The sequence below is a fragment of the Pseudomonas sp. SbOxS1 genome (genome assembly GCF_013416725.1).
GTDB lineage: Bacteria > Pseudomonadota > Gammaproteobacteria > Pseudomonadales > Pseudomonadaceae > Aquipseudomonas.
Window position 1 is genome coordinate 55,293 of the sequence record NZ_JAAVXC010000025.1, and the last position, 24,311, is coordinate 79,603.

General features: G+C 61.7%; 25 protein-coding genes. 12 read left to right on the top strand and 13 right to left on the bottom strand.

Annotation, left to right across the window (positions count from 1 at the left end; translation table 11 throughout):
* The first annotated feature begins 70 nt into the window (after positions 1–70).
* The gene (locus HFK74_RS20470) at positions 71–784 is read left to right on the top strand and encodes a GntR family transcriptional regulator (RefSeq protein ID WP_180205075.1); all 714 of its coding nucleotides are present in this window, start codon (positions 71–73) and stop codon (positions 782–784) included.
* Between the two features lie 9 nt (positions 785–793).
* Here HFK74_RS20470 and HFK74_RS20475 read toward each other — a convergent pair whose 3' ends face one another.
* Together HFK74_RS20475 and HFK74_RS20480 are read right to left on the bottom strand one after the other, a co-directional pair.
* On the bottom strand, positions 794–1,744 hold the full coding sequence (locus tag HFK74_RS20475; RefSeq protein WP_180205076.1) for a PDR/VanB family oxidoreductase: 951 nt from the start codon (positions 1,742–1,744) through the stop codon (positions 794–796).
* 87 nt (positions 1,745–1,831) lie between these two features.
* Complete coding sequence (locus HFK74_RS20480) at positions 1,832–2,890, bottom strand: aromatic ring-hydroxylating dioxygenase subunit alpha (RefSeq protein WP_180205077.1); 1,059 nt, start codon at positions 2,888–2,890, stop codon at positions 1,832–1,834.
* A 280-nt stretch (positions 2,891–3,170) separates the two neighbouring features.
* Here HFK74_RS20480 and HFK74_RS20485 point away from each other — a divergent pair, with 280 nt between their 5' ends.
* The 6 genes from HFK74_RS20485 (at position 3,171) to pcaG (ending at position 8,093) form a co-directional block, all read left to right on the top strand.
* Complete coding sequence (locus HFK74_RS20485; RefSeq protein ID WP_180205078.1) at positions 3,171–4,508, top strand: MFS transporter; 1,338 nt, start codon at positions 3,171–3,173, stop codon at positions 4,506–4,508.
* 516 nt (positions 4,509–5,024) lie between these two features.
* Positions 5,025–5,255 (top strand): type II toxin-antitoxin system VapB family antitoxin, encoded by a 231-nt coding sequence (gene vapB, locus HFK74_RS20490; RefSeq protein ID WP_008065625.1) that lies wholly within the window; start codon positions 5,025–5,027, stop codon positions 5,253–5,255.
* Positions 5,252–5,665 carry a type II toxin-antitoxin system VapC family toxin gene (locus HFK74_RS20495; protein WP_180205079.1) on the top strand — a complete coding sequence of 138 codons (414 nt, stop codon included), beginning with the start codon at positions 5,252–5,254 and terminating at the stop codon, positions 5,663–5,665. Before vapB ends, HFK74_RS20495 begins: the two co-directional genes overlap by 4 nt.
* Positions 5,666–5,702: 37 nt before the next feature.
* The gene (pcaQ, locus tag HFK74_RS20500; protein ID WP_180205080.1) at positions 5,703–6,632 is read left to right on the top strand and encodes a pca operon transcription factor PcaQ; all 930 of its coding nucleotides are present in this window, start codon (positions 5,703–5,705) and stop codon (positions 6,630–6,632) included.
* A 126-nt stretch (positions 6,633–6,758) separates the two neighbouring features.
* Complete coding sequence (pcaH, locus tag HFK74_RS20505; RefSeq protein ID WP_008065619.1) at positions 6,759–7,478, top strand: protocatechuate 3,4-dioxygenase subunit beta; 720 nt, start codon at positions 6,759–6,761, stop codon at positions 7,476–7,478.
* 12 nt (positions 7,479–7,490) lie between these two features.
* Positions 7,491–8,093 (top strand): protocatechuate 3,4-dioxygenase subunit alpha, encoded by a 603-nt coding sequence (gene pcaG, locus HFK74_RS20510; RefSeq protein WP_180205081.1) that lies wholly within the window; start codon positions 7,491–7,493, stop codon positions 8,091–8,093.
* Between the two features lie 20 nt (positions 8,094–8,113).
* On the opposite strand, the gene HFK74_RS20515 is transcribed toward pcaG, so the two are convergent.
* Positions 8,114–8,827: a FadR/GntR family transcriptional regulator gene (locus HFK74_RS20515; protein WP_180205082.1), complete on the bottom strand. Its 714-nt coding sequence runs from the start codon at positions 8,825–8,827 to the stop codon at positions 8,114–8,116.
* 97 nt (positions 8,828–8,924) lie between these two features.
* Here HFK74_RS20515 and HFK74_RS20520 point away from each other — a divergent pair, with 97 nt between their 5' ends.
* Positions 8,925–9,668 (top strand): FadR/GntR family transcriptional regulator, encoded by a 744-nt coding sequence (locus HFK74_RS20520; RefSeq protein WP_180205083.1) that lies wholly within the window; start codon positions 8,925–8,927, stop codon positions 9,666–9,668.
* 9 nt (positions 9,669–9,677) lie between these two features.
* On the opposite strand, the gene HFK74_RS20525 is transcribed toward HFK74_RS20520, so the two are convergent.
* The 9 genes from HFK74_RS20525 to HFK74_RS20565 form a co-directional block, all read right to left on the bottom strand.
* On the bottom strand, positions 9,678–11,501 hold the full coding sequence (locus HFK74_RS20525; protein ID WP_180205084.1) for a glycoside hydrolase family 28 protein: 1,824 nt from the start codon (positions 11,499–11,501) through the stop codon (positions 9,678–9,680).
* A gap of 39 nt (positions 11,502–11,540) precedes the next feature.
* Positions 11,541–11,909, bottom strand: coding sequence for a 5-carboxymethyl-2-hydroxymuconate Delta-isomerase (locus tag HFK74_RS20530; RefSeq protein WP_180205085.1), 369 nt, complete (start codon positions 11,907–11,909; stop codon positions 11,541–11,543).
* A 29-nt stretch (positions 11,910–11,938) separates the two neighbouring features.
* On the bottom strand, positions 11,939–12,715 hold the full coding sequence (locus HFK74_RS20535; RefSeq protein WP_180205086.1) for an ABC transporter ATP-binding protein: 777 nt from the start codon (positions 12,713–12,715) through the stop codon (positions 11,939–11,941).
* A gap of 10 nt (positions 12,716–12,725) precedes the next feature.
* Positions 12,726–13,565, bottom strand: a complete 840-nt coding sequence (locus tag HFK74_RS20540) for an ABC transporter ATP-binding protein (RefSeq protein WP_008065611.1) — start codon at positions 13,563–13,565, stop codon at positions 12,726–12,728.
* Between the two features lie 11 nt (positions 13,566–13,576).
* Positions 13,577–14,494 (bottom strand): ABC transporter permease, encoded by a 918-nt coding sequence (locus HFK74_RS20545; protein ID WP_180205087.1) that lies wholly within the window; start codon positions 14,492–14,494, stop codon positions 13,577–13,579.
* Positions 14,495–14,557: 63 nt separating this feature from the next.
* On the bottom strand, positions 14,558–16,168 hold the full coding sequence (locus HFK74_RS20550; RefSeq protein WP_180205088.1) for an ABC transporter substrate-binding protein: 1,611 nt from the start codon (positions 16,166–16,168) through the stop codon (positions 14,558–14,560).
* A gap of 54 nt (positions 16,169–16,222) precedes the next feature.
* A complete protein-coding gene (locus tag HFK74_RS20555; protein WP_180205089.1) occupies positions 16,223–17,260 on the bottom strand; it encodes an ABC transporter permease in 1,038 nt (345 codons plus the stop codon).
* A gap of 66 nt (positions 17,261–17,326) precedes the next feature.
* Entirely contained in the window at positions 17,327–18,937 is a 1,611-nt protein-coding gene (locus HFK74_RS20560) for an ABC transporter substrate-binding protein (protein WP_180205090.1), read from the bottom strand.
* A gap of 69 nt (positions 18,938–19,006) precedes the next feature.
* Positions 19,007–20,161 carry a mandelate racemase family protein gene (locus HFK74_RS20565; protein WP_008065601.1) on the bottom strand — a complete coding sequence of 385 codons (1,155 nt, stop codon included), beginning with the start codon at positions 20,159–20,161 and terminating at the stop codon, positions 19,007–19,009.
* Between the two features lie 353 nt (positions 20,162–20,514).
* Between HFK74_RS20565 and HFK74_RS20570 the strand changes: the two genes are divergently transcribed.
* The 4 genes from HFK74_RS20570 (at position 20,515) to HFK74_RS20585 (ending at position 23,825) form a co-directional block, all read left to right on the top strand.
* Complete coding sequence (locus HFK74_RS20570; protein WP_180205091.1) at positions 20,515–21,240, top strand: oligogalacturonate-specific porin KdgM family protein; 726 nt, start codon at positions 20,515–20,517, stop codon at positions 21,238–21,240.
* Positions 21,241–21,314: 74 nt separating this feature from the next.
* The gene (locus HFK74_RS20575; RefSeq protein ID WP_180205092.1) at positions 21,315–22,145 is read left to right on the top strand and encodes an NAD(P)-dependent oxidoreductase; all 831 of its coding nucleotides are present in this window, start codon (positions 21,315–21,317) and stop codon (positions 22,143–22,145) included.
* 50 nt (positions 22,146–22,195) lie between these two features.
* The gene (locus HFK74_RS20580) at positions 22,196–23,089 is read left to right on the top strand and encodes an SMP-30/gluconolactonase/LRE family protein (protein WP_180205093.1); all 894 of its coding nucleotides are present in this window, start codon (positions 22,196–22,198) and stop codon (positions 23,087–23,089) included.
* A 217-nt stretch (positions 23,090–23,306) separates the two neighbouring features.
* The gene (locus HFK74_RS20585; protein WP_180205094.1) at positions 23,307–23,825 is read left to right on the top strand and encodes a cysteine hydrolase family protein; all 519 of its coding nucleotides are present in this window, start codon (positions 23,307–23,309) and stop codon (positions 23,823–23,825) included.
* Between the two features lie 57 nt (positions 23,826–23,882).
* Here HFK74_RS20585 and HFK74_RS20590 read toward each other — a convergent pair whose 3' ends face one another.
* Positions 23,883–24,281, bottom strand: coding sequence for a DUF5329 domain-containing protein (locus HFK74_RS20590; RefSeq protein ID WP_180205095.1), 399 nt, complete (start codon positions 24,279–24,281; stop codon positions 23,883–23,885).
* Positions 24,282–24,311: the final 30 nt, after the last annotated feature.

Here is a 24,311-nt window from a genome sequence, read left to right on the forward strand (position 1 = left end):
GCGCTTGTCGCCCCTGCATCCGCCCCCTCCTTGCGTTACTATGGTGAACCACTCTCTGGAAGTCGCCTGCATGAGCAAACCGGGTCAAATGGTGCTGGTCGCACTGCGCAAAATGATCGCCTCGGGCGAGCTGGCGGCGGGCGAACGGCTGATGGAAATTCCGACGGCGGAACGTTTCGGCGTCTCGCGCATGCCGGTGCGCATGGCCTTCGTCACCCTGGAACAGGAAGGCTTGCTGGTGCGCCATGGCGGACGGGGCTATCAGGTACGCTCGGTGAGTGCCGACGATATCGCCGGAGCCGTGGAGGTGCGCGGGGTGCTGGAGGGGCTGGCGGCGCGCCAGAGCGCCGAACGCGGCTTGAGTGAACAGGCGCAGGCGGCGCTGCGCGAATGCCTGGTGCAAGGCGATGCGCTGTTCGATAAAGGCTACGTGACCGAAGAAGACCTTGAGGCGTTCCATGACCTCAACATGCGCTTTCATCAGGTGATCGTCGAAAGCAGCGCCAACCCGGCCATTGCCGAAGCCCTGGCGCGCAACGACCACCGTCCCTTCGCTTCAGTGTCGGCGCTGGCGATCGACCGTGAAGACATGGCGCGCGAATACCGGCGCTTCAACTTTGCCCACATGCAACACCACTCGGTGTTCGACGCGCTGGTCAGCCGCCAGGGCGCACGCGCTGAAGCCATCATGCGTGAACACGCCAATGCGACACTGCGTTACGCCGAGGTCTTCGGCGCGATCAGCAATAGCGAACGGATGAAAGTGATTTCGCGCGGCGAATGATCGGCTCGCTTAAAGATCCAGCACCAACAGCGCCGAGCGAGACCTCGAACAGCACGGCGTGAACTGATCATTGGCTGCCTGCTCTTCCTCGGTCAGGAACAGGTCACGGTGATCGGGCACCCCTTCGAGCACACGGGTCAGGCAGGTTCCACAGATGCCCTGCTCACAGGAAAGCGCAATCTCGACACCGTGGCTTTCCAGTACCTGGACCACCGTCTTGTCCGCCGGAATGTCGAACACCTGCCCGCTGCTGCCAAGCTTGACCTGGAATGCCCCATCGGCAGCGGTATCCACCGGCGCTGCGGCGAAGTATTCACGGTGCAACTGCCCCTCGCTCCAGCCCTGGGCCCTGGCGCTGTCGAGCACGTGCTGCATGAACCCGGACGGGCCGCAGACATACAGGTGCAAGTCAGGCCCAGGACTCGCTAGAACCTTGGCGGCGTCCAGGCGCGAATCAGCCTCTTCATCGAAATGCAGGTGCACGCGATCGGCAAAGGATGCGCCTTTGAGTCGCTCGACAAACGCCGCACGCTCACTGGAGCGAGCACAGTAATGCAGCTCGAAATCGGCACCGCTGTGGGCCAGTTGCTCGGCCATGCAGAGAATCGGCGTGATGCCAATGCCACCGGCGAACAACAGGCTGTGTCGCCCCTCGGCCACCAGCGGAAAAAGGTTGCGCGGCTCACTGATGAACAGCCGGTCGCCACTGTTGATGTGCTCATGCAGGCTCTGGGAACCACCGCGCGAGGCGGTGTCCTTGAGCACGCCGATCAGGTAGCGATGGCGCTCTTGCGGGTGATTGCACAGCGAGTACTGGCGAATCAATCCGCCAGGCAGGTGTACGTCGATATGGGCCCCGGCACTGAAGCCGGGCAATGCCCCGCCTTGGGCACAGGTCAACTCGTAGCTGCAAATATCCAAGGCTTCGTTGTTGCGGGATGTCACGACGACTTCAATCATGGCGCACCTTCAAGACCGGCCACCGCAGTGGCCGCGAACAGGATCAATGGGGGTGGACTGGCGTAGCGCTCGAGGGCGCTGCCCTCGCTACTTGACCGCGGCAATCAGCTCGACTGCCGGTGCCCGCTCTCGGGCGATGAGGCGTTCCAGCACGCGCCGGGACTGCACGCCACCGGCATCGATATTGAGCTTGAGCAGGTTACGCTCGGGATTGGCCAGCAGGTTTTTCTGCTGCTGTTCGAGCATGTCGAGGTCTTCGCTGAAAATCTTGCCCTGGCCCTCGCGGATGGTGGCGGTCAGGGCTTCGTCGTGGGGATTGAAATTGCGTGCCATGCCCCAGAAGTACCAGATCGACGTCTCGGTTTCCGGGGTAATGAAGTCGACCACGATGCTTGCGGCCTTGTGTTGCGGCTCGGCGTTGTACCCGCCCTTGCCGGCGTGGGCCACCCCCACCTCGATCAGCACGTGACTGGGCGGACTGAAGCGGCAGATCTGCCAACGGTCGACCGGCACGTCGTCGGCCAGGTTGTTACCACGCAGGGCCATGCGCCAGAACGGTGGTGCCATGATGTTTTCCATGTGCCGCGCGGTGACCACCTCGTCACCCTCGACGGTGGTGATCGGCGCCGCTTCATCGATCTCTTTCTGGCCGATGCTCGAGGCGTGCACGTAGGTTTCGTGGGTGAGGTCCATCAGGTTATCGATCATCAGTCGATAGTCGCAATTGATGTGGAACAGCCCACCGCCGTAGGCCCACTCATCGCTGACCGCCCATTCCAGATGATGGATCAGCGCAGGGTCGGCCTTGTCCTGTTCCCCGGGCCAGACCCAGATGAATCCGTAACGCTCTTCAACGGCGTAAGTCTTGTTGCACGGAAAGCCCCGTACGCGCTGACCTGGCATTTCGACGGTCTTGCCGTCACAGCCCATCACCAGGCCGTGGTAGCCACAGACCAGGTTGCCATTCTCGACATAGCCCAGCGAAAGGGGGGCACCGCGATGCGGGCAAAAATCCTCGACGGCGGCAACGCGCCCTTCATGGCCGCGATAGAAGACGATTTTCTCACCGCATATCTGCCGCCCCAGGGGCTTGGAAGCAATCTCGTCGGGGGTGCAGGCGACATACCAGGTGTTTTTCGGATACATAGGAATCTCCGGGACAGGCTTGTTTTTATGGATCCATTGAATCGGAACAACCCAATATCAGTCAAGCTTTTTACCGATAAACGGATTTTAATGGATCCATTAAAGCCAAAAACAGTCTTATCCAACCTTTCGAATCCTTGTGCAGGCGAAGCCCTCTGGCTGACCTCGCCGATTGCTGCGCGGCGTCGGTACTGACTACGTGGATGACACTTTTGAAGTGAACCGCTTCAGCGCCTGCCTCGATAATCGATAGCTCACTGACGAACTGTCGAGGTCAAGCATGACGAGCACAACTACGGAACAAGTTAGCCCGAAAACACTGAGAAGAGTGATCGTGGCTGCCGGCATCGGCAATTTCGTCGAGTGGTTCGACTTCGCCGTCTATGGCTTCCTGGCCACGACCATCGCCCAGCAGTTTTTCCCCAGCGGCGATGCGAGTGCCGCGCTGCTCAAGACCTTTGCGGTATTCGCCGTGGCCTTTGCGTTCCGGCCCCTTGGAGGGATTTTCTTCGGCATGCTGGGCGACAGGATCGGTCGCAAGCGCACCCTGGCGATGACGATCCTGCTGATGGCCGGTGCGACGACCTTGATCGGCCTGCTGCCCACCTATGCCGCCATCGGGGTCACGGCGCCGATACTTCTTTCGCTGATCCGTTGCGCCCAGGGTTTTTCCGCCGGGGGCGAATACGCAGGTGCCTGTGCCTACCTGATGGAGCATGCACCGAGCGATAAACGCGCCTGGTACGGCAGCTTCATTCCGGTGTCGACCTTTTCCGCCTTCGCCGCCGCAGCCGTGGTGGCCTACGCGCTCGAAGCGTCCTTATCCGCCGAAGCGATGGGCAGCTGGGGTTGGCGCCTGCCGTTCCTGATTGCCGCGCCGCTAGGCCTGGTGGGTCTTTACCTGCGCTGGAAGCTTGATGAAACACCGGCCTTCCAGGCGGTGACCGAGGAACATGCCGTCGCCCATTCCCCCCTAAAGGAAACCTTGCGCAACCATGGCGCAGCCATCTGCTGCCTGGGCGCCTTCGTGTCGCTCACGGCGCTGTCGTTCTATATGTTCACCACCTACTTCGCGACCTACCTGCAAGTCGCCGGTGGCTTGAGTCGTGCAACGGCGTTGCTGGTGTCCCTGATCGCCTTGCTGTTCGCCGCGGCGATCTGCCCGCTGGCCGGGCTGTATTCGGATCGGGTCGGGCGTCGAATGACGGTGATGACCGCTTGTGCCCTGTTAATCGTGGCCGTGTATCCCTCGTTCCTGATGGCCAGCTCCGGCTCGTTTGCAGCATCCGTCGCGGGTGTCATGCTCCTGGCGGTTGGCGCGGTGTTGTGTGGCGTGGTCACGGCGGCCTTGCTCTCGGAAACCTTCCCGACCCGCACTCGCTACACCGCCTCGGCGATCACCTACAACATGGCGTACACGATTTTCGGCGGCACGGCACCGCTGGTGGCGACGTGGCTGATCAGCACCACTGGCAGCAATTTGTCGCCGGCGTTCTACCTGATAGCGATTGCATTGCTGGCGTTGGCGGGTGGGCTGGCGTTGCCGGAGACGTCGAGGATTTCCCTGCATGATGTGCAGGCGGAGGGGAAAGGTGCAGGTGTGCGGGCTGTGGTCTGATCGCAGATTGTCCCCGATCCCATTGTAGGAGCGAGCCTGCTCGCGATGGACTTCCAGGCAACGCGTTCATCCAGACAGGGTGCGTTATCGTTGACCTCCATCGCGAGCAAGCATCGCTCCTACAGGGGAACGTGCTCACTTAAAATCAGGCCGGCTTTAAGGCCGCCTCGCTTTGCTTTGGATCTGGGGTGCCCCGTTAACCACGATGGCATGCCGAGCCCTAGCGAGGCACCAAGTGGTGGGGCAAAGCCTTTTGCTTACTTTTTGGCGTTTGAAAAAGTGAGTCGCCGTAAGGGCGAAACCATATGCGGCCGTTACCGCAGAAATGGATATGCACCCAAAAAATGGCAGGGCCGAGCGTGCAATCACTGCGCGATGGGATCAACAGTTTGCGCTCGGGTCTGCATGAGCCGATTACCGTGCAGCTCGTCACCAAGCGAGAATAAACATATGCCTTGCATATGCCTGCGCGCATGACTATATTGCACCTGTCAGTCAATCGGCAGGAGTGACGTCATGCGCACGGTCTCAATTTTCAAGAACGGTAAGAATCAGGCAATCCGCCTTCCCACTGACATGGCTTATGAGGGTGTCGGGGAGCTGGAAATAACCCGCAGCGGCGACACCATAACCCTGCGTCCTGTTCGCCCGAGCTGGTTGTCACTGGCTGAATTGCCCAAGGCTGATGAGGACTTTCTACAAGAGCGTCCAAGCGTTATCAGCGATGAAGGCAGGTTCAATCTGTGACGACGTACATGCTGGATACCTGCATTTGCTCTTTCATCATGCGCGAGCACCCGGTTTCCGTTCTGCAGCGATTAGCCGCAGAGGTCGCGCAGAATAATCGGATCGTAATTTCTGCAATCACCTATGCCGAAATGCGTTACGGCCAAATCGGTAAAAAAGCATCGCCCAAGCACAAAATGCTGGTTGATGAATTTGTGAAGCGCCTGGATGAAATCTTGCCGTGGGGTCAGACCGCCGTTGACGCGACGATAGAGGTGAAGAGCCGACTCACCGAAGCAGGGTCGGTAATAGGTGAGAATGATACGGCTATAGCAGGACACGCGATTGCTTCAGGTTGTGTGCTGGTCACCAACAATGTGCGTGAGTTCAGCCGCGTTTCAGGGCTGTCTTACGAAGACTGGGTTCACTGACCATTATTGGCCAAAAAACGACGGCAGAGCCCCCCGATTGAACATCGATAACCGAATCAAATTCCGTCATCTGCTGTGTTTTCTTGAGGTGGCACGCCAGGGCAGCCTGGCGCGTGCCTGCGACAAATTGGCGATCAGCCAGCCGGCGCTGTCCAAGACCCTGAAGGAACTGGAAACCCTGCTCGACGCCAGGCTGTTCGAACGGGGCAAAAAGGGCTCGACGCTGACCGAAGCCGGCGTGGCCTTCCTGCGATACGCAGGGCCGAGCGTGCAATCGCTGCGCGACGGGGTCAACAGTTTGAGATCGGGTGTGCATGAACCGATTACCGTGCAGCTCGGCGTGCTGTCCACGGTCGAAAGCCTGTTGGTACCTGAAGTGGTCTGCCGTCTTCACGACCGCCACCCGGCGCTGGTGGTCAGTATCGTGACCGGCCCGAGTGCCTATTTGCTGTCCCGACTGCGCGTGGGCGAGCTGGACCTGGTGGTCGGCCGCATGACCGACAGCCCACTGATTCTCGGGCTGGCGTTCGAACACCTGTACAGCGAATCCATGACCCTGGTGGTCCGCAGCGACCATCCGGTGCTCGCCGATCCGTCGGGCAATAAAAACCTCGAAGACTATCCGCTGGTATTGCCATCGGCGGGGACGACGATCCGCAAATTCGCCGACAGCCTGTTCGTGCAGCACGGGATAACGCCATCGCGCCAACGCCTGGAAACCCTGTCGGTAGCCCTGAGTCGGCGCTATGTGCTGTGCAGCCAGGCCATCTGGGTCGCCCCTTTCGACGCAGTGAGGCAGGACTTGCGCCAGGGTGAGTTGGTCGAGCTGGACCTGGGCATGCGTGAGCCGGGTGGCTCCGTGGGGCTGTGCACCAATCCTGCATTGCCGGTGGCACCGGCGGCGCAGTGGTGCGTGGAGGCACTGCGCGAGGTCGGGCAGGAGTATCGCGAAGGTCAGTATCCATAACCATCTGGATATGCATAAGGTCGATTTTTTCAATTTTACGGTGGGCCATACAAGAGGACACTGGGCTACCAGTCGCTGCCAACCCAGTGATTGCCTTCGTCCCACCATAACAATAGGAAAAACGACATGTCTGATGCGCACGACAGCCGCTTCGTCATTCGTGACCGTAATTGGCATCCAAAAGCCCTGACGCCTGACTACAAGACTTCGATCCTGCGCTCTCCCCGCCAGGCACTGGTGAGCATCCCCCAGTCTGCATCCGAGACCAGCGGCCCGGATTTTTCCCATCTGCAGATGGGTCGCCACGATAACGACCTGCTGTTGAATTTCAATCACGGCGGCCTACCCATTGGCGAGCGCATCATCGTCGCCGGCCGGGTTTGCGATCAGTACGGCAAGCCGATTCCCCACACCCTGGTGGAGATGTGGCAAGCCAATGCCGGTGGTCGTTACCGCCACAAGAAAGACAGTTACCTGGCCCCCCTCGACCCGAACTTCGGCGGCGTTGGCCGTGCGTTGACCGACCGCGATGGCAACTACAGCTTCCGCACCGTCAAGCCCGGCCCCTACCCATGGCGCAACGGTCCCAACGATTGGCGCCCTGCGCATATCCACGTCTCCATCAGTGGCCCGTCGATTGCCACGCGCTTGATTACCCAGCTGTATTTCGAAGGTGATCCGCTCATCCCCATGTGCCCGATCGTCAAGTCAATCGCCAACCCGGACGCGGTGCAGAGCTTGATCGCGCGGCTGGACATGGGCATGGCCAATCCCATGGATTGCCTGGCTTATCGTTTTGATATCGTCCTGCGCGGCCAGCGCAAGACCCACTTCGAAAACTGCTGAGGAGGCCTGCGAATGCCCGTTCAACTTCTGAATGAAACCCCGTCGCAAACCGCCGGCCCTTACGTGCACATCGGCCTGGCGCTGGAGGCTGCCGGCAACGCGCCGCGCGAGCAGGAAATCTGGAACGAGATGGCCAGGCCTGGCGCGCCGGGCGAGCACATTCTAGTGTTGGGTCACGTGTATGACGGCAATGGCCACTTGATTCGCGATGCCTTCCTGGAGTGCTGGCAGGCCAACCACGACGGCGTTTACGACAGCGCGTTCGACCTGGAAAAACCCTTCAATTGCTTTGGCCGTACCGCGACCACCGATACCGGTGAATGGACGATCAAGACCGTCAAGCCCGGCCGGCTGAAAAACGCCGCGGGCGTGACCATGGCGGCGCATATCAACGTGGCGCTGTTTGCCCGGGGCATCAACATCCACTTGCACACCCGACTGTACTTCGACGATGAACCCGAGGCGAATGCCGCAGATCCGGTGTTGAACCTGATCGAACAGCCCCATCGCCGTGAATCCCTGGTCGCCCGACGCTGCACGGTGGACGGCAAGCTGGCGTACCGCTTCGATATTCATCTTCAAGGTGAAGCAGAAACCGTGTTCTTCGACTTCTGAGGACGCGGTACGCAGAGCCGTTATCGAGCGGCTGACTGAACGACGCTACGCGCGCGGTGCAAGCCATTGGTCAGGTGCAGGCGCATGGCCGCGCGTGCGGCTTCGACGTCCTGGCGCGCCACCGCGGCGTAGATCTGTTCGCGCTCACGTACCTGCAAGCTGCGCAGTTGCTCCGTCACCGCCGGGGTCGGCTGCTGCGTGGCAGACAGCAACATGCTGCCCAGGTGGGTCATGGCATCGATGAAGAAACCGTTCGCGGTGCACTGGGCAATCTGCAGGTGGAACTCGAAGTCCAGGCGCGTACTTTGCTCACTGGCCGGATCCAGCGCGTGGGCCTCATCCAGTACATAACGCATGGCCAACAACTGGCTGGGAGTGGCGCATTGCGCAGCGATGGCGGCGGCCTCCACCTCCAGGCTCAAGCGCAGCTCGATGATCGCCACCGCGTCGTAGGCGCTGCCCTTTTCATGCTGGTTGCCCTGGAAGTCGCCGGGCCGGATGGTGTCGACAACGAAGGTGCCGATGCCACGCCGGGTCTCTACCAGCCCCTCTGCCTGCAGTCGCGACAAGGCTTCGCGAACCACGGTCCGGCTGACGCCGCGCTCCTGGGTGATGACTTGTTCGGTAGGGAGCTTGGTCCCCGCTGGCAGCTCGCCGGCGAGAATTTTGCGCGACAGATCAAGCACCAGTTGCTGGGCCAGGTTCAGGCGTCGATCAGGGGCAGCGCTCACCATGTAACAAATCCTTTCATGCCAGACGATGGCGTCATTATACCCGCAGCCTTGGCTCAAAACGCACTATAATGCCCGCCGATCAGCCAAGAGCAAGACGATGTCGGATTCCTCCTCTGCAGCCCAAAACAAACCGCGCCGAATGGCCGAATCACTGGTTGAACGCTTTGCCCGGCGCATGCGTGAAGGCGAGCTCAAGCGTGGCGAAAAGCTGCCTACCGAAGCGCATATCATGGCGGCCGAAGGGGTCAGTCGCTCGGTGGTTCGCGAAGCGCTGTCGCGCATGCAGGCGGCGGGCCTGGTCGAAACCCGTCACGGGGTCGGTACCTTCGTGAAAGACATGCCGGCCCCCGAAGGATTCACCCTCGGGCCGTCGACGATCGTTGAACTGTCGGAAGTGCTCGACCTGTTGCAGTTTCGCCTGAGCCTGGAAGTGCAGGCCGCCGGCATGGCCGCCGAACGTGCCACGCCGCAGGCACTCGAGGAGCTGGAGCAGGCCTTGCACGCGTTGCTGCAAGGGCCGGAAAAATCCGGCAGCACCATCAACGCCGATTTCCAGTTCCATCTGAAAATCGCCAAGGCCAGCGGCAATCCCTACCTGATAGACATCATGAAGCACCTGGGCACCAAGCTGATCCCGCGCACCCGGATGAACTCCGCCTATACCGGCCAAAGCAATCGCAGCACCTACCTGCAGGGCATCAACAGCGAGCACCAGCAGATCTTCGACGCCATCGCCAGTCGCCAGGTGGATGCGGCGCGGGCGGCCATGTACCTGCACTTGAGCAACAGCCGCATGCGCCTGCGTGAAGCGCAACAACGCCAGGCGTTCTACAACGAATAACGCTACCGGCTATTGAGCGGGCGGCGCTGGCTCCACGTCATGGAAGGCTAGCCCCTGGCTACCGCTCACCTGCCATGGATTGGCATCCCCGGCTTCACTGAAGCGAACAGTGTCAAATCGCGAATCCTTCAAGCCATCGATTTTCACGCCGGCCGGACCACTGAAGCGTACCCGCTCAAAGGCCAGGCCTTGATGAAAGGCGCTGTGCTGGCTATCACCCTTGACTTCGATCGCCGCCATCCCGGCGTTCTCCACACTCACATCACTGACCCGGACATCGCGGAACTGCCCTGCCAGGGTCGATTTCCTGTAGTCGAGCCTGGCATTCGGATCGTTGTAATCAAGGGTGAAGATGAAGGCCTGCTTGAGCGTATTGCGAATCGCCGAATCACGGAAGGTGACGTTGCGTGCCCCGCCGCCCATGAAGTTGGTGCTCTTCATGCGCAGACCGGCATCGGTGCCGTCGGAAACGTTGTCCTCGGCCAGGATGTTCTGGATCCACGCCCCGGTATGGCTGCCGGCGACGACCATGCCGTGGCCTTTGCGGAAGAAATTATTGAAGATCCAGGCGTCTTCCTGAGGCTTTTGCTGCGTCGCTTCGGCGCCCGTGCCGGCTGCGAAGTTGACGCAGTCATCACCGGTGTCGAAGAAGTTGTTGAACACCATCGCGCCGCGGCTGTTGGCGAATTCGACACCGTCACCGTTATTGGCATCAAAAGTCTTGTGCGTGATATTGGCCAGCACCACGTTGTGGTTTTCCAGGTTCATGATGCCGTGGTAAGCGGGGTTGAGTACCGTGAAGCCACCGTAGAAGACGTTCGTCACATCGCGCAGGGTGATCAGCGACGAGCGCATCTGTCCATAGGCGTCCTTGACGTTCATGCCTTCGGCCACCGCGCGTTCTACCTGAGCCTTGGCCAGCACACCATCGTGCATGTATCGCGTGTTGTCGCTCGGCACATAGACCGGCAACGGCTTGCCACGTTCGTCGATAGCGTCGGCCTGGCGTTTCCAGCCATTGCCGTCGAGGGTGCCCTTGCCGACGATGCGGATGTTCTCGAAAGCCTGGTGCTTGCGCGGGTCACGGGGCAAGGCGTTGATCAGCGAGGCCGGGCGCACGGTAGTGGAATACGGGTACTGGACGTAGCCATCACGCGGGTAGTCCTCGGCACGCTCGGAGCCAAGCAAGGTCGCACCCTCGGCGATCTCGAGGGTCATGTTGCTCTTGAGGTACAGCGCGCCGCTCTTGTACGTACCTGCCGGCAACAGCACCTTGCAACCCGGGGTGCAGGCATCGATGGCGCGCTGGATCGCGGCGGTGTCCAGCGTGCTGCCATCGCCCTTGGCACCCTGCTCTCTTACATCGAATAGCGCTGGCACGGCGGTGGTGCGCTGGACCACCGCCGGACTATCAGCCGACTCCTTGCCGTCGCTTCCCACCGAACGCACCGTGAAACGGTATTCGGTGTCGGGCGCAAGGCCAAGCGCGGTGAAACTGTGGACGGCGATGCGGTGATGGAAGTGCCGGGTGTCCTGATCGTAGAACCTGTCGATGTAAGGCCTGGCCGGCGACACCCGGGCATTGTTGGCGTTGGCGCCACCCAGCAGCTTGCCATTGGCGTACACATGGTAATCGGCGATAGCGGCGTGCCCTGCCGGCTTCTCCCATACCAAAATAATCTGCTGGTCATCATACGCCAGGGTCGGCACCTGGACCCTGGCGGGCGCCTCCAGTGCCCAGAGCGGCAGACTGCAGCCCACGGCCAGGACAGCCAGTACCGACTGCGCCAAAGGGTGACGGGTTGAAGCAACAGCAGGACTCGCATACGGCATGTTCTGGTTTTCCTTGATTGTGCACCTGAACCAAAAGCCTCAGATCGCCAGCGCAACCTGTTCGAGGTATTGGCTGCGATTGACGAAGGTTTCCCGCGGCATTTCCCGCACGTCCATGGACAACGCCTCGACCTCTGGCAACAAGGCGACCAGCGCCGCCATGGTCGCTGACGCGAGGCTGCGCCGTTGTTCAGCGCTGCGCCCGGCGAACAGGTACAGCGCCACGTGGACAAAATCATCCTGGGTGGCACCACAGCGGTAATGCTCGAAGCTGTTCAGGCGCGCCTTGATATCGCCAGGCTTGAACAAGCCGCTGGCGTCGATGGCGTCGTGCACGGCGGCCAGCAACTTCTGTTCGCCGACTCGCCGGGCGAGGGCTGCCGGGCAATCGATAGTGCAATGGGGCATGTTGAGTTCCCTGTTTGAAAAGGCAGTGTTCAGACCGTCGCAACCCGTGGCGACTCGGCACTGAAATCGCGACTGGCCTGCACCAGCATGCGGGTGTATTCGTGACGAGCCAGGTCCTGACTCAACGCCTGGCTGTCCAGGCGCTCGACAATCCGTCCCTGCTGCATCACGGCGACCTTGTCGCACAGGTGGCTGACCACGCCGAGGTCGTGGGTCACCATCAGGTAGGTGAGCTTCTCGCGCTGACGCAGATCCGACAGCAGGTTGAGAATCTCCGCCTGCACCGAAACGTCGAGGGCCGAGGTCGGCTCATCCAGCAGCAACACCCGCGGCTGGAGAATCAGCGCCCGGGCAATCGCCACGCGCTGACGCTGGCCGCCGGATAACTGGTGCGGATAGCGATAGCGAAAGCTGTCGTTGAGGCCGACCTTGAGCAGGATGTCGTTAATGCGATCGTCACGCTCGTCCATCCCGTGGATGGTCAGCGGCTCGCGCAACGCGGTGTCGATGGTATGGCGCGGATGCAGCGAGCCGTACGGGTCCTGGAAGACCATCTGCACCTTGCGAAAGTGCTCCTTGGGGATCTTGTGCTGCAGCGGTACGCCAGCAATGCTCAGCGCTCCGCTCCAGTGCCGGTACTGGCCGGCCAGGCAGCGCAGCACGGTGGTCTTGCCGGAGCCCGACTCGCCCACCAGGCCGAACGACTCGCCGTCCTCGACACTCAGGTTGACGTCGTGCAGCACCTGGTTGAGCGCAGGGCCGATGCCGAAGCTCAGGTTCAGCGATTGTGCCTGGATCATGGACATGTCAATTACCTCAGCAGGTGAGCCAGAGTGGGTCGCGTTGCAACACCGGCAAGCGCGGGCGGCGGTTGTCCATGCTCGGCAAGGCTGCCAGCAGGCCACGGGTGTAGGGGTGTTCGGCGTACTGCAGGTCGCAGGCGGCAAGCGACTCGACCACTCTTCCTGCGTACATCACCAGCACGCGGTCGCAGTAGTTGCGCACCAGATTGAGGTCGTGGCTGACGAAGATCAGCCCCATCTGCTGCTCGACCACCAGCTCTTCGAGCACGTTCAGCACTTGCTGGCGCACCGACACATCGAGCGCCGAAGTTGGCTCGTCAGCGATGATCACTTCCGGGTTGGTGATCACCATCATGGCGATCATGATGCGCTGGCCCATGCCGCCGCTGACTTCATGGGGATACAGGTTGTAGACCCGCTGCGGGTCGCGGATGTGGACCTTCTCCAGCATCAGCAGCACCCGGTCGCGGGCTTCACTGCGGCTGGCCTTGTGGTGCGCCAGGTAGGCCTCGGCGATCTGGTCGCCGACCTTGACCACCGGGTTGAGCGAGTACTTGGGGTCTTGCATGATCATCGAGATGCGCTGGCCACGGATCTTCTGCATGGCCTTTTCACTGGCGCCGAGCAGGTCGACTTCGCCGAACTGCATGGCCTTGGCGCTGATCTGCGTGCTCGCCGGGTGCAGCTTGAGCAAGCTGCGCCCGACGGTGGACTTGCCCGAGCCGGACTCGCCGACGATGGCGAGCTTTTCGCGGCCCAGGGTGAACGACACATCGCGCACCGCGTGCATTTCTTTCTTGCCGTTGACGAAGCGCACATTGAGCGAATCGACATTGAGTTTGAGCGTCGACATAAAGCCTCCAGTTACTCGCTACGCGGATCGAGAATGTCCCGCAGGCCATCGCCCAACAGGTTGAACGCCAGGCTCACCAGCATGATTGCCGCACCCGGTACCGCGACCAGCCACCAGCACTCGAGCATGTAGCGCCGGCCGGTGGAGATCATCGCGCCCCACTCCGGCAGCGGCGCCTGCGCGCCCAGGCCGAGGAAGCCCAGGGCCGCGGCGGTGAGGATGATGCCGGCCATGTTCATGGTCAGGCGGATGATCACCGACGACAGGCACATGGGCACGATGTGGCGCAGGATGATGCGGCTCGAGGACGCCCCCTGCAGCTCCACGGCGACGACGAAGTCGGCCTTGCGCAGCGACAACGTCTCGGCCCGGGCCAGGCGTGCGATCGGTGGCCATGAAGTCAGCGCGATGGCAACCACGGCATGCTCCAGGCCAGGGCCAAGGGCTGCGATGAACGCCAGGGCCAGCACCAGGCTCGGGAACGAGATGAAGATGTCGGTGATGCGCATGAACACCGTGTCGACGATACCGCCGAAATAGCCCGAGACGGTGCCGATGAACAGCCCGATCGGGCCGACGATAATCGTCACCAGGGCAATGATGTACAAGGTGATGCGTGAGCCGTAGACCAACCGGCTGAAGATGTCGCGACCGTATTCGTCGGTGCCGAACCAGTGCGCGGCGCCGGGGGCCTGCAGGGCATTGGCGAGGTTCTGCACCACCGGGTCGTGGGTGGCGATCCAGGGCGCGAAGGCGGCGGCGACCATGAGCAACAAGGCTACCAGCACCCCGGCCAGGGTCATCGGGTTGCGCAACAGGTGACGCAGCACCCGCAGGCTGCTTTTGTACAGCGCGTCGAGGCTGGAGGCTGGCGTCTTGTCGGCCGGCCGCCCGGCGGTTGAATCGGTAGAAGACAGGTTGGCAATCATCGGCATGCTCTCGATGTGAAATCATGGCCACCCGGGACGTCCGCAGACGCCTCCCGGCGGTGTTCAGCGTTGCTTGTAGACACCCAGGTAACGGGTCGCCTCGGCGTCATCGTCGACGAAGCCCTTGACGTCCACCGCGCTCACGGCAGTGTCGGTCATCTGCGAGATCATCATGATCGGGCCGACCTGCTCGTCGTACAGCTTCTGCGCCTGGTGGTACAAACTCAGGCGCTTGCCTGCGTCGCGCTCGACACCGACCTGGTCGATCAGCTCATTGAGCTGGCGATTGAAGAACGACGCCCGCCAGCCCTGGAAGTTGGGCAAGCCGGCGGCGTCGCCGTTGTCCGGGTTGTAGATGAACGTGCGCAGGCTGAAGTACGGGTGCGGGTAGCGCTCGGCACCGCGCGCCACGATCATCTCGAAGTTGCGCGCGCGCATGGCGCCATACACCTGGTTGCCGGTGCCGGTGACGATGCTGGCCTTGATCCCGCCTTCGGCCAGGGTCGACTGCATGCGCGCGGCAATGTCGATGAAGGGCGGCTCGGACAGGGTGCGAATGGTGGTGCTGAAACCTTGGGGGTAGCCGGCCTCGGCCAGCAGCGCCTTGGCCTTGGCCACGTCCATTTTGTAGCCAGGGTCCGGCAGGCGCGCCTCCAGGCCCAGCTGCATCGGCTGCTGGTTGAGCTTGCCGTAATGCGGCATCACCTGTTCGTCCAGGCCCTGGTAGTCGATCAGGTTACGCACCGCTTCGCGGACTTTCTGGTTGGCGAATTCGGGTTGCTTCATGCTCATCGCCACGTAGTACATGGTGCCGCGTTGCAGCGACTGCACCTGCAGCTTGTCGGAGTGCTCGATGGCCTTGATGTCGGGCGCGGCCATGCCGTAGACCAGGTCCAGGTCACCGCGTTCGAGCATCAGGCGCAACGATTGCGACTCGGTCATGTGGCGCACCAGCACCCGCTTCATCTTGGCCGGCCCTGCCCAGTAATCATCGAAACGGCTCATCACCAGCGAATCGTTGGCGCTCCATTTGCTCAGGGTGAACGGGCCGCTGCCAGCTTCGTGAGTGACCAGCCAGGCAGCGCCCAGGTCGCCGTTCTTCTCGTGCTTCAAGGCTTCCTGTCGGTCGACCACCACGGCGCTGGGCGAAATCGCCAGCGAGTCGATCACCAGCAATGGGTCGGTCGGCTGCGGCAGGTCGACTACCAGGGTCTGCGCATCGGTGGCGCGGATCAGCCCCTGGATGTTGTCGACGCTGTAGCCGTAGGCCTTCCAGGTGGTGGCCAGGCCGAAGTTGAGTTTCATCACCCGGTACAGCGACCACGCCACGTCTTCGGCGGTGAGGGCGTTACCAGAGTGGAACTTCACGTCGTTGCGCAGGTGGAAGGTGATCTGCTTGCCGTCTTCGCTGACCTCCCAGCGTTCAGCCAGCTGCGGCAGGTGTTTTTCCGGGTTGCCGTGGTCGCGCTTGACCAGCGTGTCGTAGAGGTTGGCATTGACCCCGGAGGCATCCAGGCCCGGCGCGTTGGCCGGGTCGATGGAGAACAGGTTGACCATGCTCATGCCGACGATCAACTGATCGGCAGGAGTCTTGGCCTGCACCGCGGCGATCGGGCTCAGTGCCATGATCGCGCCCAGCAGGCTCATGCGCAGGGTCGGCAATACAGTGTTCATGTGGGCATCCTTCTTTTTATAGTTGTTTACTGTGCTCACGCAGGCCTGGGCGGCTCAGCGGGTCCTTGGGTCGAACACTTTGTACAGGGCGTCGCTGACCAGGTTGAGGGCGACGAAGATCAGGCCGATCACCAGCACGCACCCCATCACCGCATTCATGTCACCGAGCATCAGGCTGCTGGTCAGGTACTGGCCAAAGCCGGGCCAGGCGAACACCGTCTCGATCAGTACCGCACCTTCGAGCAACGAGCCGTAGGCCAGGGCGACCACCGTGAGCAACTGCACGAGGATGTTGCGAAACGCATGGCCCCAGACCACCTGGCGCCGCGACAGGCCCTTGACCCGCGCGGTGATGATGTATTCCTGGGACAGCTGTTCGAGCATGAAGCTGCGGGTCATGCGACTGATGTAGGCGACCGAGTTCAGGCCGAGGATCAACGCGGGCAGGACGATGTGCCGCAGCGCGCTGGCAAAGGCTTCCCAGTCACGCGCCAGCGCCGTGTCGATCAGCAGCAGGCCGGTGACATCCGGCACCATGCCGTCGTAGGCCAGGTCGATGCGCCCTGCCCCGCCTGCCCAGCCCAGCCAGGCGTAGAACACCAGCAGGCCCATCATGCCGACCCAGAAAATCGGCGTGGAGTAACCGAACAGGGTGATCACCCGTGCCACATGATCGCCCAGGCGGCCCTGGTTGCTGGCGGCGACCACACCCAGCGGCAAGCCGATGAGGATGCCGAACAGGATCGCCAGGGTCGCCAGTTCGATGGTCGCCGGGAACACCCGCCGGATGTCTTCGAGCACCGGGTGGCCGGTCAGTAGCGCGTTGCCGAAATCACCGTGCAGCAGGTCATCGAGGTACAGGCCGAACTGGGTCCAGATCGGTTTGTCCAGGCCCATGGCCCGGTACACCTGGTCGTAGGTGGTGCTGTCGGCGTCCGGACCGACCACGGCCAGCACCGGGTCCAGCGGCATCACCCGGCCAATGAAGAAGGTCAGCGCCAGCAGGCCCAGCAGGGTCACCAGGACGGTGCTGGCCCGGCGAGCAGTGCCGGACACGCGGGCACCCAGCACAGAGGCAGTCGAAAGAAACATATCAGGCTCCTGAAAAAGCGTTCACCAAGCACCGAAGCGTGAGGGACGCGCACGCCCCTCACCCGCTCAACGCGACTTGTAGACGTCCTTGTAAGGGGTGGTGGCCGCGGTGTGGCCCTGGTAATCCCGGACATCGTTGTACAGCACCACGGTGTCGGTCATTTGCGAGACGGGCAGGATCGCCCCCACCTGCGCATCCAGGGTGGTCTGGATCTGCTGGTACTGCGCCAATTGCCGCGCCTTGTCCGGCTCGACTTCGGCCTGTTCGATCAGGCTGTTCAACTCGGGGCTGTAGAACGACGTGCGCCAGCCCTGGAAGTTGCTCAGCTTGGCTTCGTCGCGGTTGTCCGGGTTGTACACCAGGGTGCGCAGGCTCGAATGCGGATGCCGCTCGGCACCACCACCCCCGCGCCCGACCAGCATGTCGAAACTGCGCTCACGCATGGCGCCGTAGATCTGGTTACCGGTGCCGGTCACGATGGTGGCCTGGATGCCGGCCTGGGCCAGGGTCGATTGCAGGCTGGAGGCAATGTTGATGAACGGCGGCTCGGTGAGCACGCGGATAGTGGTCTTGAAGCCTTCGGGGTAGCCGGCGTCGCTCAGCAGCTGTTTCGCCTCGGCCACATTCAGGGTGTAGCCCGGATCGTCCAGGCGCGCCGGCAAGCCCAGCGGCAGTGGCCGCTGGTTGAGCTGGCCGTAGTGCGGCATCACGGTCTGGTTGATGCCCTGATAGTCGATCAGCGAACGCACGGCCCGGCGCACGCGGGCGTCGTCAAAGGGCTTTTGCTTGACGTTCAGGGCCACGTAGTAAAGGGTGCCGCGCTGCACGGTCTGGGTACGCACCTTGTCGGACTTCTCCAGCGCTTCGATATCCGGTGCGGACATGCCCTTGGCCAGGTCCAGGTCACCGCGCTCGACCATCAGGCGTAGCGACTGCGACTCGGTCATGTTGCGCATGACGATGCGCTTGAGCCTGGCCGGGCCACCCCAGTACCCGTCGAAGCGGGTCATCAGGATCACGTCGTTGGCGCGCCAGTCATTAAGGATGAACGGACCGCTGCCGGCAGCGTGGGTAACCAGCCAGGCGCCGCCCATGTCATTGCCCTTCTGGTGCTGCTGCACCACTTTGCGGTCGAGGATGAATGCACTGGGCGAGGTCGCCAGGGTATTGAGGATCAGCATCGGATCGGTCGGGCGCGGCAGTTCGACGACGAAGGTGTGCTCGTCGCTGGCGCGCAGGTACTGGTCGACGTTGCCAGCGGTAAAACCGTAGGCCTTCCAGGTCGAGGCCAGGGCCAGGTTGAGCTTGAGAACGCGTTGCAGTGACCAGGCGACGTCTTCGGCGCCGAGTGGATTGCCAGACTGGAACGTCACGCCCTTGCGCAAGTTGAAGGTCAGGGTCTTGCGATCAGGGCTGACCTGCCAGCTTTCGGCCAGGGCCGGTACCAGCCGGTCCGGTTGCCGCACATCCTGCACCAGCAGCATGTCGTACAGGTTGGCGTTGATCTCCGAGACATCCAGCCCGGTGGCAGCCGCCGGGTCGAGGGACAGCAAGTTGATCATGCTCATGCCGACGATCAACTGGTCGGCCGGGGTCTTGGCGAATGCAGCAGAGACCGAGGTCAGCGCCAGCGATGCGGCAAAGACCCCCGCCCAGAGTTTGGGGAGAACGCTCATGTGAGATAGCCTTTTTATAGTTATTGGACTCTCGGGCGGCACGCCATGACGCGTGCCGCCATGCACGAATCAGTAGTTGTGCAGCGTGTTGGTCTCGACGTAGTCGAAGTCGATCTCCTCGCCCAGGCCTGGCAGGTCCGACAGGTGCACGAAGCCGTCTTCGTCCATTGGGTCGACCAGGCGCTTGAGGTATGCCGGCACCTCGTCGTAGTTGAGGAACGGGTGCAACAGGCCACGCTCGTACCAGGTGCAGTTCTTGATCGCGCCGACCACCGCCAGGTTGGCCGCGCCGTTGCCGTGGATCTCGCAATTCATGCCGAACGACTCGGCCATGTGCGCGACTTTCAGGCACGGTGCAATCCCGCCGACCCCGGCGACACCGGCGCGCAAGATGTCACAGACATCGTTCTTCACCCAGCTGGCCCGGCTCAGGTGCTTGCCGCCCAGGCTTTCCGGGCCCAGCACCGGGATGTCCAGCTGAGCGGACAACCAGGCGTAGGATTCGGCAGAGTCTTCCATCATCGGTTCTTCGAACCAGGCGAAATCCAGCTTCTCCAGGGCGCGGCCGATGGTCAGTGCTTCGGTGCGGCTGTACCAGTGATAACCATCGATCATCAGCGCGATGTCCGGGCCGACCGCCTCGCGCACCGCCGCGCACGCCTTGATATCCATGCTCACGCTGGGTGCGAACGACACCGGCGGCATCCAGGTGTGCAGCTTGATTGCCTTGTAGCCGCGCTTGACCAGGGTCTCGGCGAAACGGCCGTACTCCTCCGGGGTCGACAAACCGCCCGCCAGCTCGTCACCGCACATGGTCGAACCGTACGCAGGCACCTTGTCGCGGTAACCGCCGATCAGCTTGTGCACCGGCACGTTCAGCTTGCGTCCGGCCCAGTCCCACAGGGCCTGCTCGACCAGCGCCAGGGCACGATCGGTCAACTGACTGGCGCTACCGCGCTGCCAGTGCGCCAGGTCGTGCCAGATCTTCTCGCGATCAAAGGCATTGGCGCCCACCAGCACTTTGCGCACGAAACCGTCCAGCACATAAGGGCGAATGAGCTCGGGCGCACCCAGTGCGAAGCCTTCGTTACCACATTCGGTCCTGATGCGCAGCAAGGCCATCTGGGCCTGGGCAACGTCGCCCGGGTGGGCATGGCCGGCGCTGTCGACAGCGCGGCGTGTGGGGTAGGAAAAAACCTGGACGTTTACAGCAGTGATGATCATGGACGTCTGAGCCTTCTTGTTTGATTTGTGGCGGGTGAGTCACGCTCTGGAGGCGATCCTACGTCATCGTACAACATTTGAAAAGACCCTCTCGAAAACTTTAAAAAAGACGCTTTTTCAGAGTACTTATCATCACTTAGACATCATTGCATTGCCTATAAATTCTCTATAAAGCCCATTTTAGAGCGATCGTACCGAGTTGTCCGACAACATTTGAAGAAATCGTAGACGACCTGCAGGTTGTACGATAACTTATGCCGAAATTCACCAGGGAGCGCCTACCCCGCCGCACCGGATTTCACAGCCACGACCCGCCTCATAACGACCTCGACAAAAACAAAAAAGAAGATCGCATGAACAAATCACTCCGCAATCTCATTGCTGTCAGCACCCTCGGCTGGTCTTTTTATGCCTGCGCAGATTCGGCCAACATCGATTACCGCCACGGTTACACCGAAGACGACAGCAACCACTCCGACCGGGTCAAGCTTGCCTACCGGCTGGACAGCGGCCTGGGTTTTTGCGCCGAGATCAAATACAAGACGGCCGGCGATCGCGAAGACGTCGCCTACGACAACATGGTCGACAACGGCCATGAGCTCACCGTGGACTACAACTACAAGTTGAATCCCAGGTCGACGCTGACGCCGTCGTTCCAGATGGAAAGCTCCAAGGACTCCACCACCTACAAGTTCGGCCTGAAGTACAACTACAAGATCTCCGACACCTGGTACGTCGCCACCCGCGTACGTCTCGATGCGAAGAGCCTGGACCGCGACCAGATCGATCACAGCTACAGCGACCGCGCCAAGGACAACCAGAACACTACCCGCCTGGAAGGCTGGCTCGGCTACACCCCCAAAGGCCCGTGGGCATACGAGTACCAGTACATCCACTTCGACACCGACTACATCCGCTACGACAACAAGAAGAGCGACTACGAGCAGAACCTGATCATCAAGTACCGGATCAACAAGAAGTGGGCTCCGTACATGGAAGTCGGCGACATCAAGGTCAACGCCTACACCGACGACCGCCAGGCCCGCTGGCGCCTGGGGATCCAGTACAACTTCATGTAATGCCCACCGCCGGGCAGCCACCAACGTTGCCCGGCAAGGTCCACGACAAAAACCAAATTAGAGACGCACCCGCCATGACGACATCCCCCTCCTCCACTGCAAACAAACCCTTCAACCGCCTGCTGCTGACCGGCGCCGCCGGCGGGCTCGGGCAGATTTTGCGCGAAGCGTTGCAGGCGCACGCCAATGTCGTACGCGCCAGCGATATCAGCGAGATGGCGCCACCCGCTGGCGAGCATGAAGAGGTGATCAGCTGCAACCTGGCGGACAAGGCCGGGGTCCTGGCGCTTGCCAACGAGGTGGATGCCATCGTGCACCTGGGCGGGATCTCCACCGAGCGTGCTTTCGAGGAGATTCTCGAGGCCAACATCTGCGGTACGTTTCATATCTATGAGGCCGCGCGCAAACACGGAATCAAGCGCGTGGTTTTCGCCAGCTCCAACCACGTCACCGGCTTCTATCCGCAGGACCAGCAACTGGACGCGCATTCCCCGCGCCGCCCGGACTGCTACTACGGGCTGTCCAAGTCCTATGGCGAAGACCTTGCAACCTTCTATTTCCATCGCTACGGCATCGAGACCGTGAGCTTGCGCATTGGCTCCTCGTTCCCCGAGCCACGCAACCTGCGCATGCTGTCCACCTGGCTGAGCTACGCCGACCTGGCGCACCTGGTGGAACGTGCGTTGCTCGCCGAGAACGTTGGCCACACCGTGGTCTATGGCGTTTCGGCGAACCGCGACCTGTGGTGGAACAACCGTTTCGCGGCGCACCTGGGCTTCAACCCGCAGGACAGCTCCGAGCGTTTCCGCGCGCAGATGGAGCAACAGCCCAAGCCTGCGACGGACGATCCCAACGCCCGGCTGCAAGGGGGCGCGTTCACGGCGGCCGGCCCTTTCGGCGACTGAACCCTGTCCCCACGGCCGGCAACACCGGCCCTTGAATCCGGAACCGACCCATGACCGCAGAACTCCTCATCGACGCACGCAACGCCACCGGCGAAAGCCCGGTATGGCAGCCACAGGAAAACGCACTCTACTGGGTAGACATCCCCGCCGGCCGCCTGCACCGCTGGCAACTCGATGGCCAGACCCACTCCTGGCAGGCCGAGGAAATGCTCGCGTGCATCGCCCGCAGCCCGCAAGGCCATTGGCTGGGCGCGCAAGAAAACGGGATCTTCCAGCTGACCCCCCAGGCGGATGGGCGCCTGCGCGCGACAAAATGCGCCAGCGTCGAACATGCCCGCGACAACATGCGCTTCAATGACGGGCGCTGCGACCGCCAGGGCCGCTTCTGGGCCGGCACCATGCACCCCGGCATGGGCGCCGATACGGTTGGCGCACTCTACCGTTACGACCCGCAAGCCGGTGGCTCGATACAACCCTTGCACGCTCGCCTGGAAGGCCTGACCGTCCCTAACGGCATGGCCTTCAGCCCGGACGGCAAGACTATGTACCTCTCGGATTCGCATCCCGGCGTGCAATTGATCTGGGCCTTCGACTACGACATCGACAGCGGCACACCGCACAACCGCAGAGTGTTCGTCGACATGAACCAGCACCCGGGCCGCCCGGATGGTGCCGCCGTGGATGCCGAGGGTTGCTACTGGATCTGTGCGATCGATGCCGGACAGGTGCTGCGCTTCACCCCCGAAGGCAAACTGGATCGCGCACTGCACCTGCCAGTGAAAAAACCGACCATGTGCGCCTTTGGCGGCCCACAACTGGATACGTTGTTCGTCACCTCGATCCGTCCCCAGGGCATCGACCTGACCGACCAGCCGCTGGCCGGCGGCGTATTCGCCTTGAATCCCGGGGTGAAGGGCCTGCCTGAACCGCTAACACGGGCCTGAACCAGGCCTGTTCACTTGCATGACCAACGCACGAAAGATAAGGTCTAGGGCATGACTCCACTGCGCATCAAATCGACCACGAACACCACGACCGCCACGGGCGGGTCGTGAACGTTTTCGTGAGCTGAAAAAACCGAAAACCCAAAGACCCGCCAGCAATGGACCGGGTCTTTTTTTTTGCCCCCTCGGCGCTGGCTCAAACGTAAGGAAACGCTCCATGTACGCACTTCTGATTCTCGACATGCAGGTAGGGCTTGTGCACGGCCCGGAGAAACCGTGGCGCAGCGAAGCGCTCGTGGGCACCTTGAAACGCCTGATGAGTAACGCCCGTGAGGCGGGCGCGCCGATCTTTCTTGCCCGTCACATCGGCCCCGCGGGCTCGCCTATCGAGTCAGACAGCCCTCTCACAGAACTTGTCCAGGAACTGGCGTTGCAAGGTGACGAAGTGATCTTCGAGAAAACCCGCCCCAATGCCTTCGCCCAGACCCACCTCGCGGCACAGTTGCGTGAGCGCGGTTGTGAAGGTGTAGTCATCACCGGCATGAAAACCCAATACTGTGTCGACAGCACGACCCGCGCCGCCCGCGACTCGGGTTTCGATGCAGTGCTGATCGCCGACGGCCATACCTGCCCTGATACCCCGACCCTCAAGGCTGAGGCCGTTATCGCCCATCACAACGCGACCCTGGCAGGACCCTTCTGCCGGCTTGTTCAAGCCCGGGACTGGGCGTTCTGATGGTGCCTGCTGATCGACTCGAGCCGGGGTCGATCAGCCTGCGTGCTTTAGACAATATCAATGAAGTTGCCGTTGCCTCTCCAGCTCCCTCTTCAACCAGGTGCTTGCCGGTTCTACACCTTCTGGACAGCGCACCTCATAGGCGCGGCCACTCACACTGCTTTTAGTGGCAGCAAGCTTGATGAAGTCTTCCGCGCTGTTCACCAGGTGCTTGCCTTCGAGATAATTCAGCTTCTTTTCCAGATGCGCCCGGGCCCGCGGACCTGGGTATTCGCTGCCGTTGCGCACAAACTGACACTCACTGTGTTCGACAAAATCCAGCAAGCCCTTTATCTCTTGAGTGGCTTGAGGTGTGGCTTGAGCCTGCACATGAGTGACAATTGCGACGAAGCTAATACCCGCAACCATCATCAGCTGGCTGATAAGCCGCGCCGTGCTGCCTGTCCACATCCGCATGATTCATCCTGGCCCTGAAAATGAAATGAA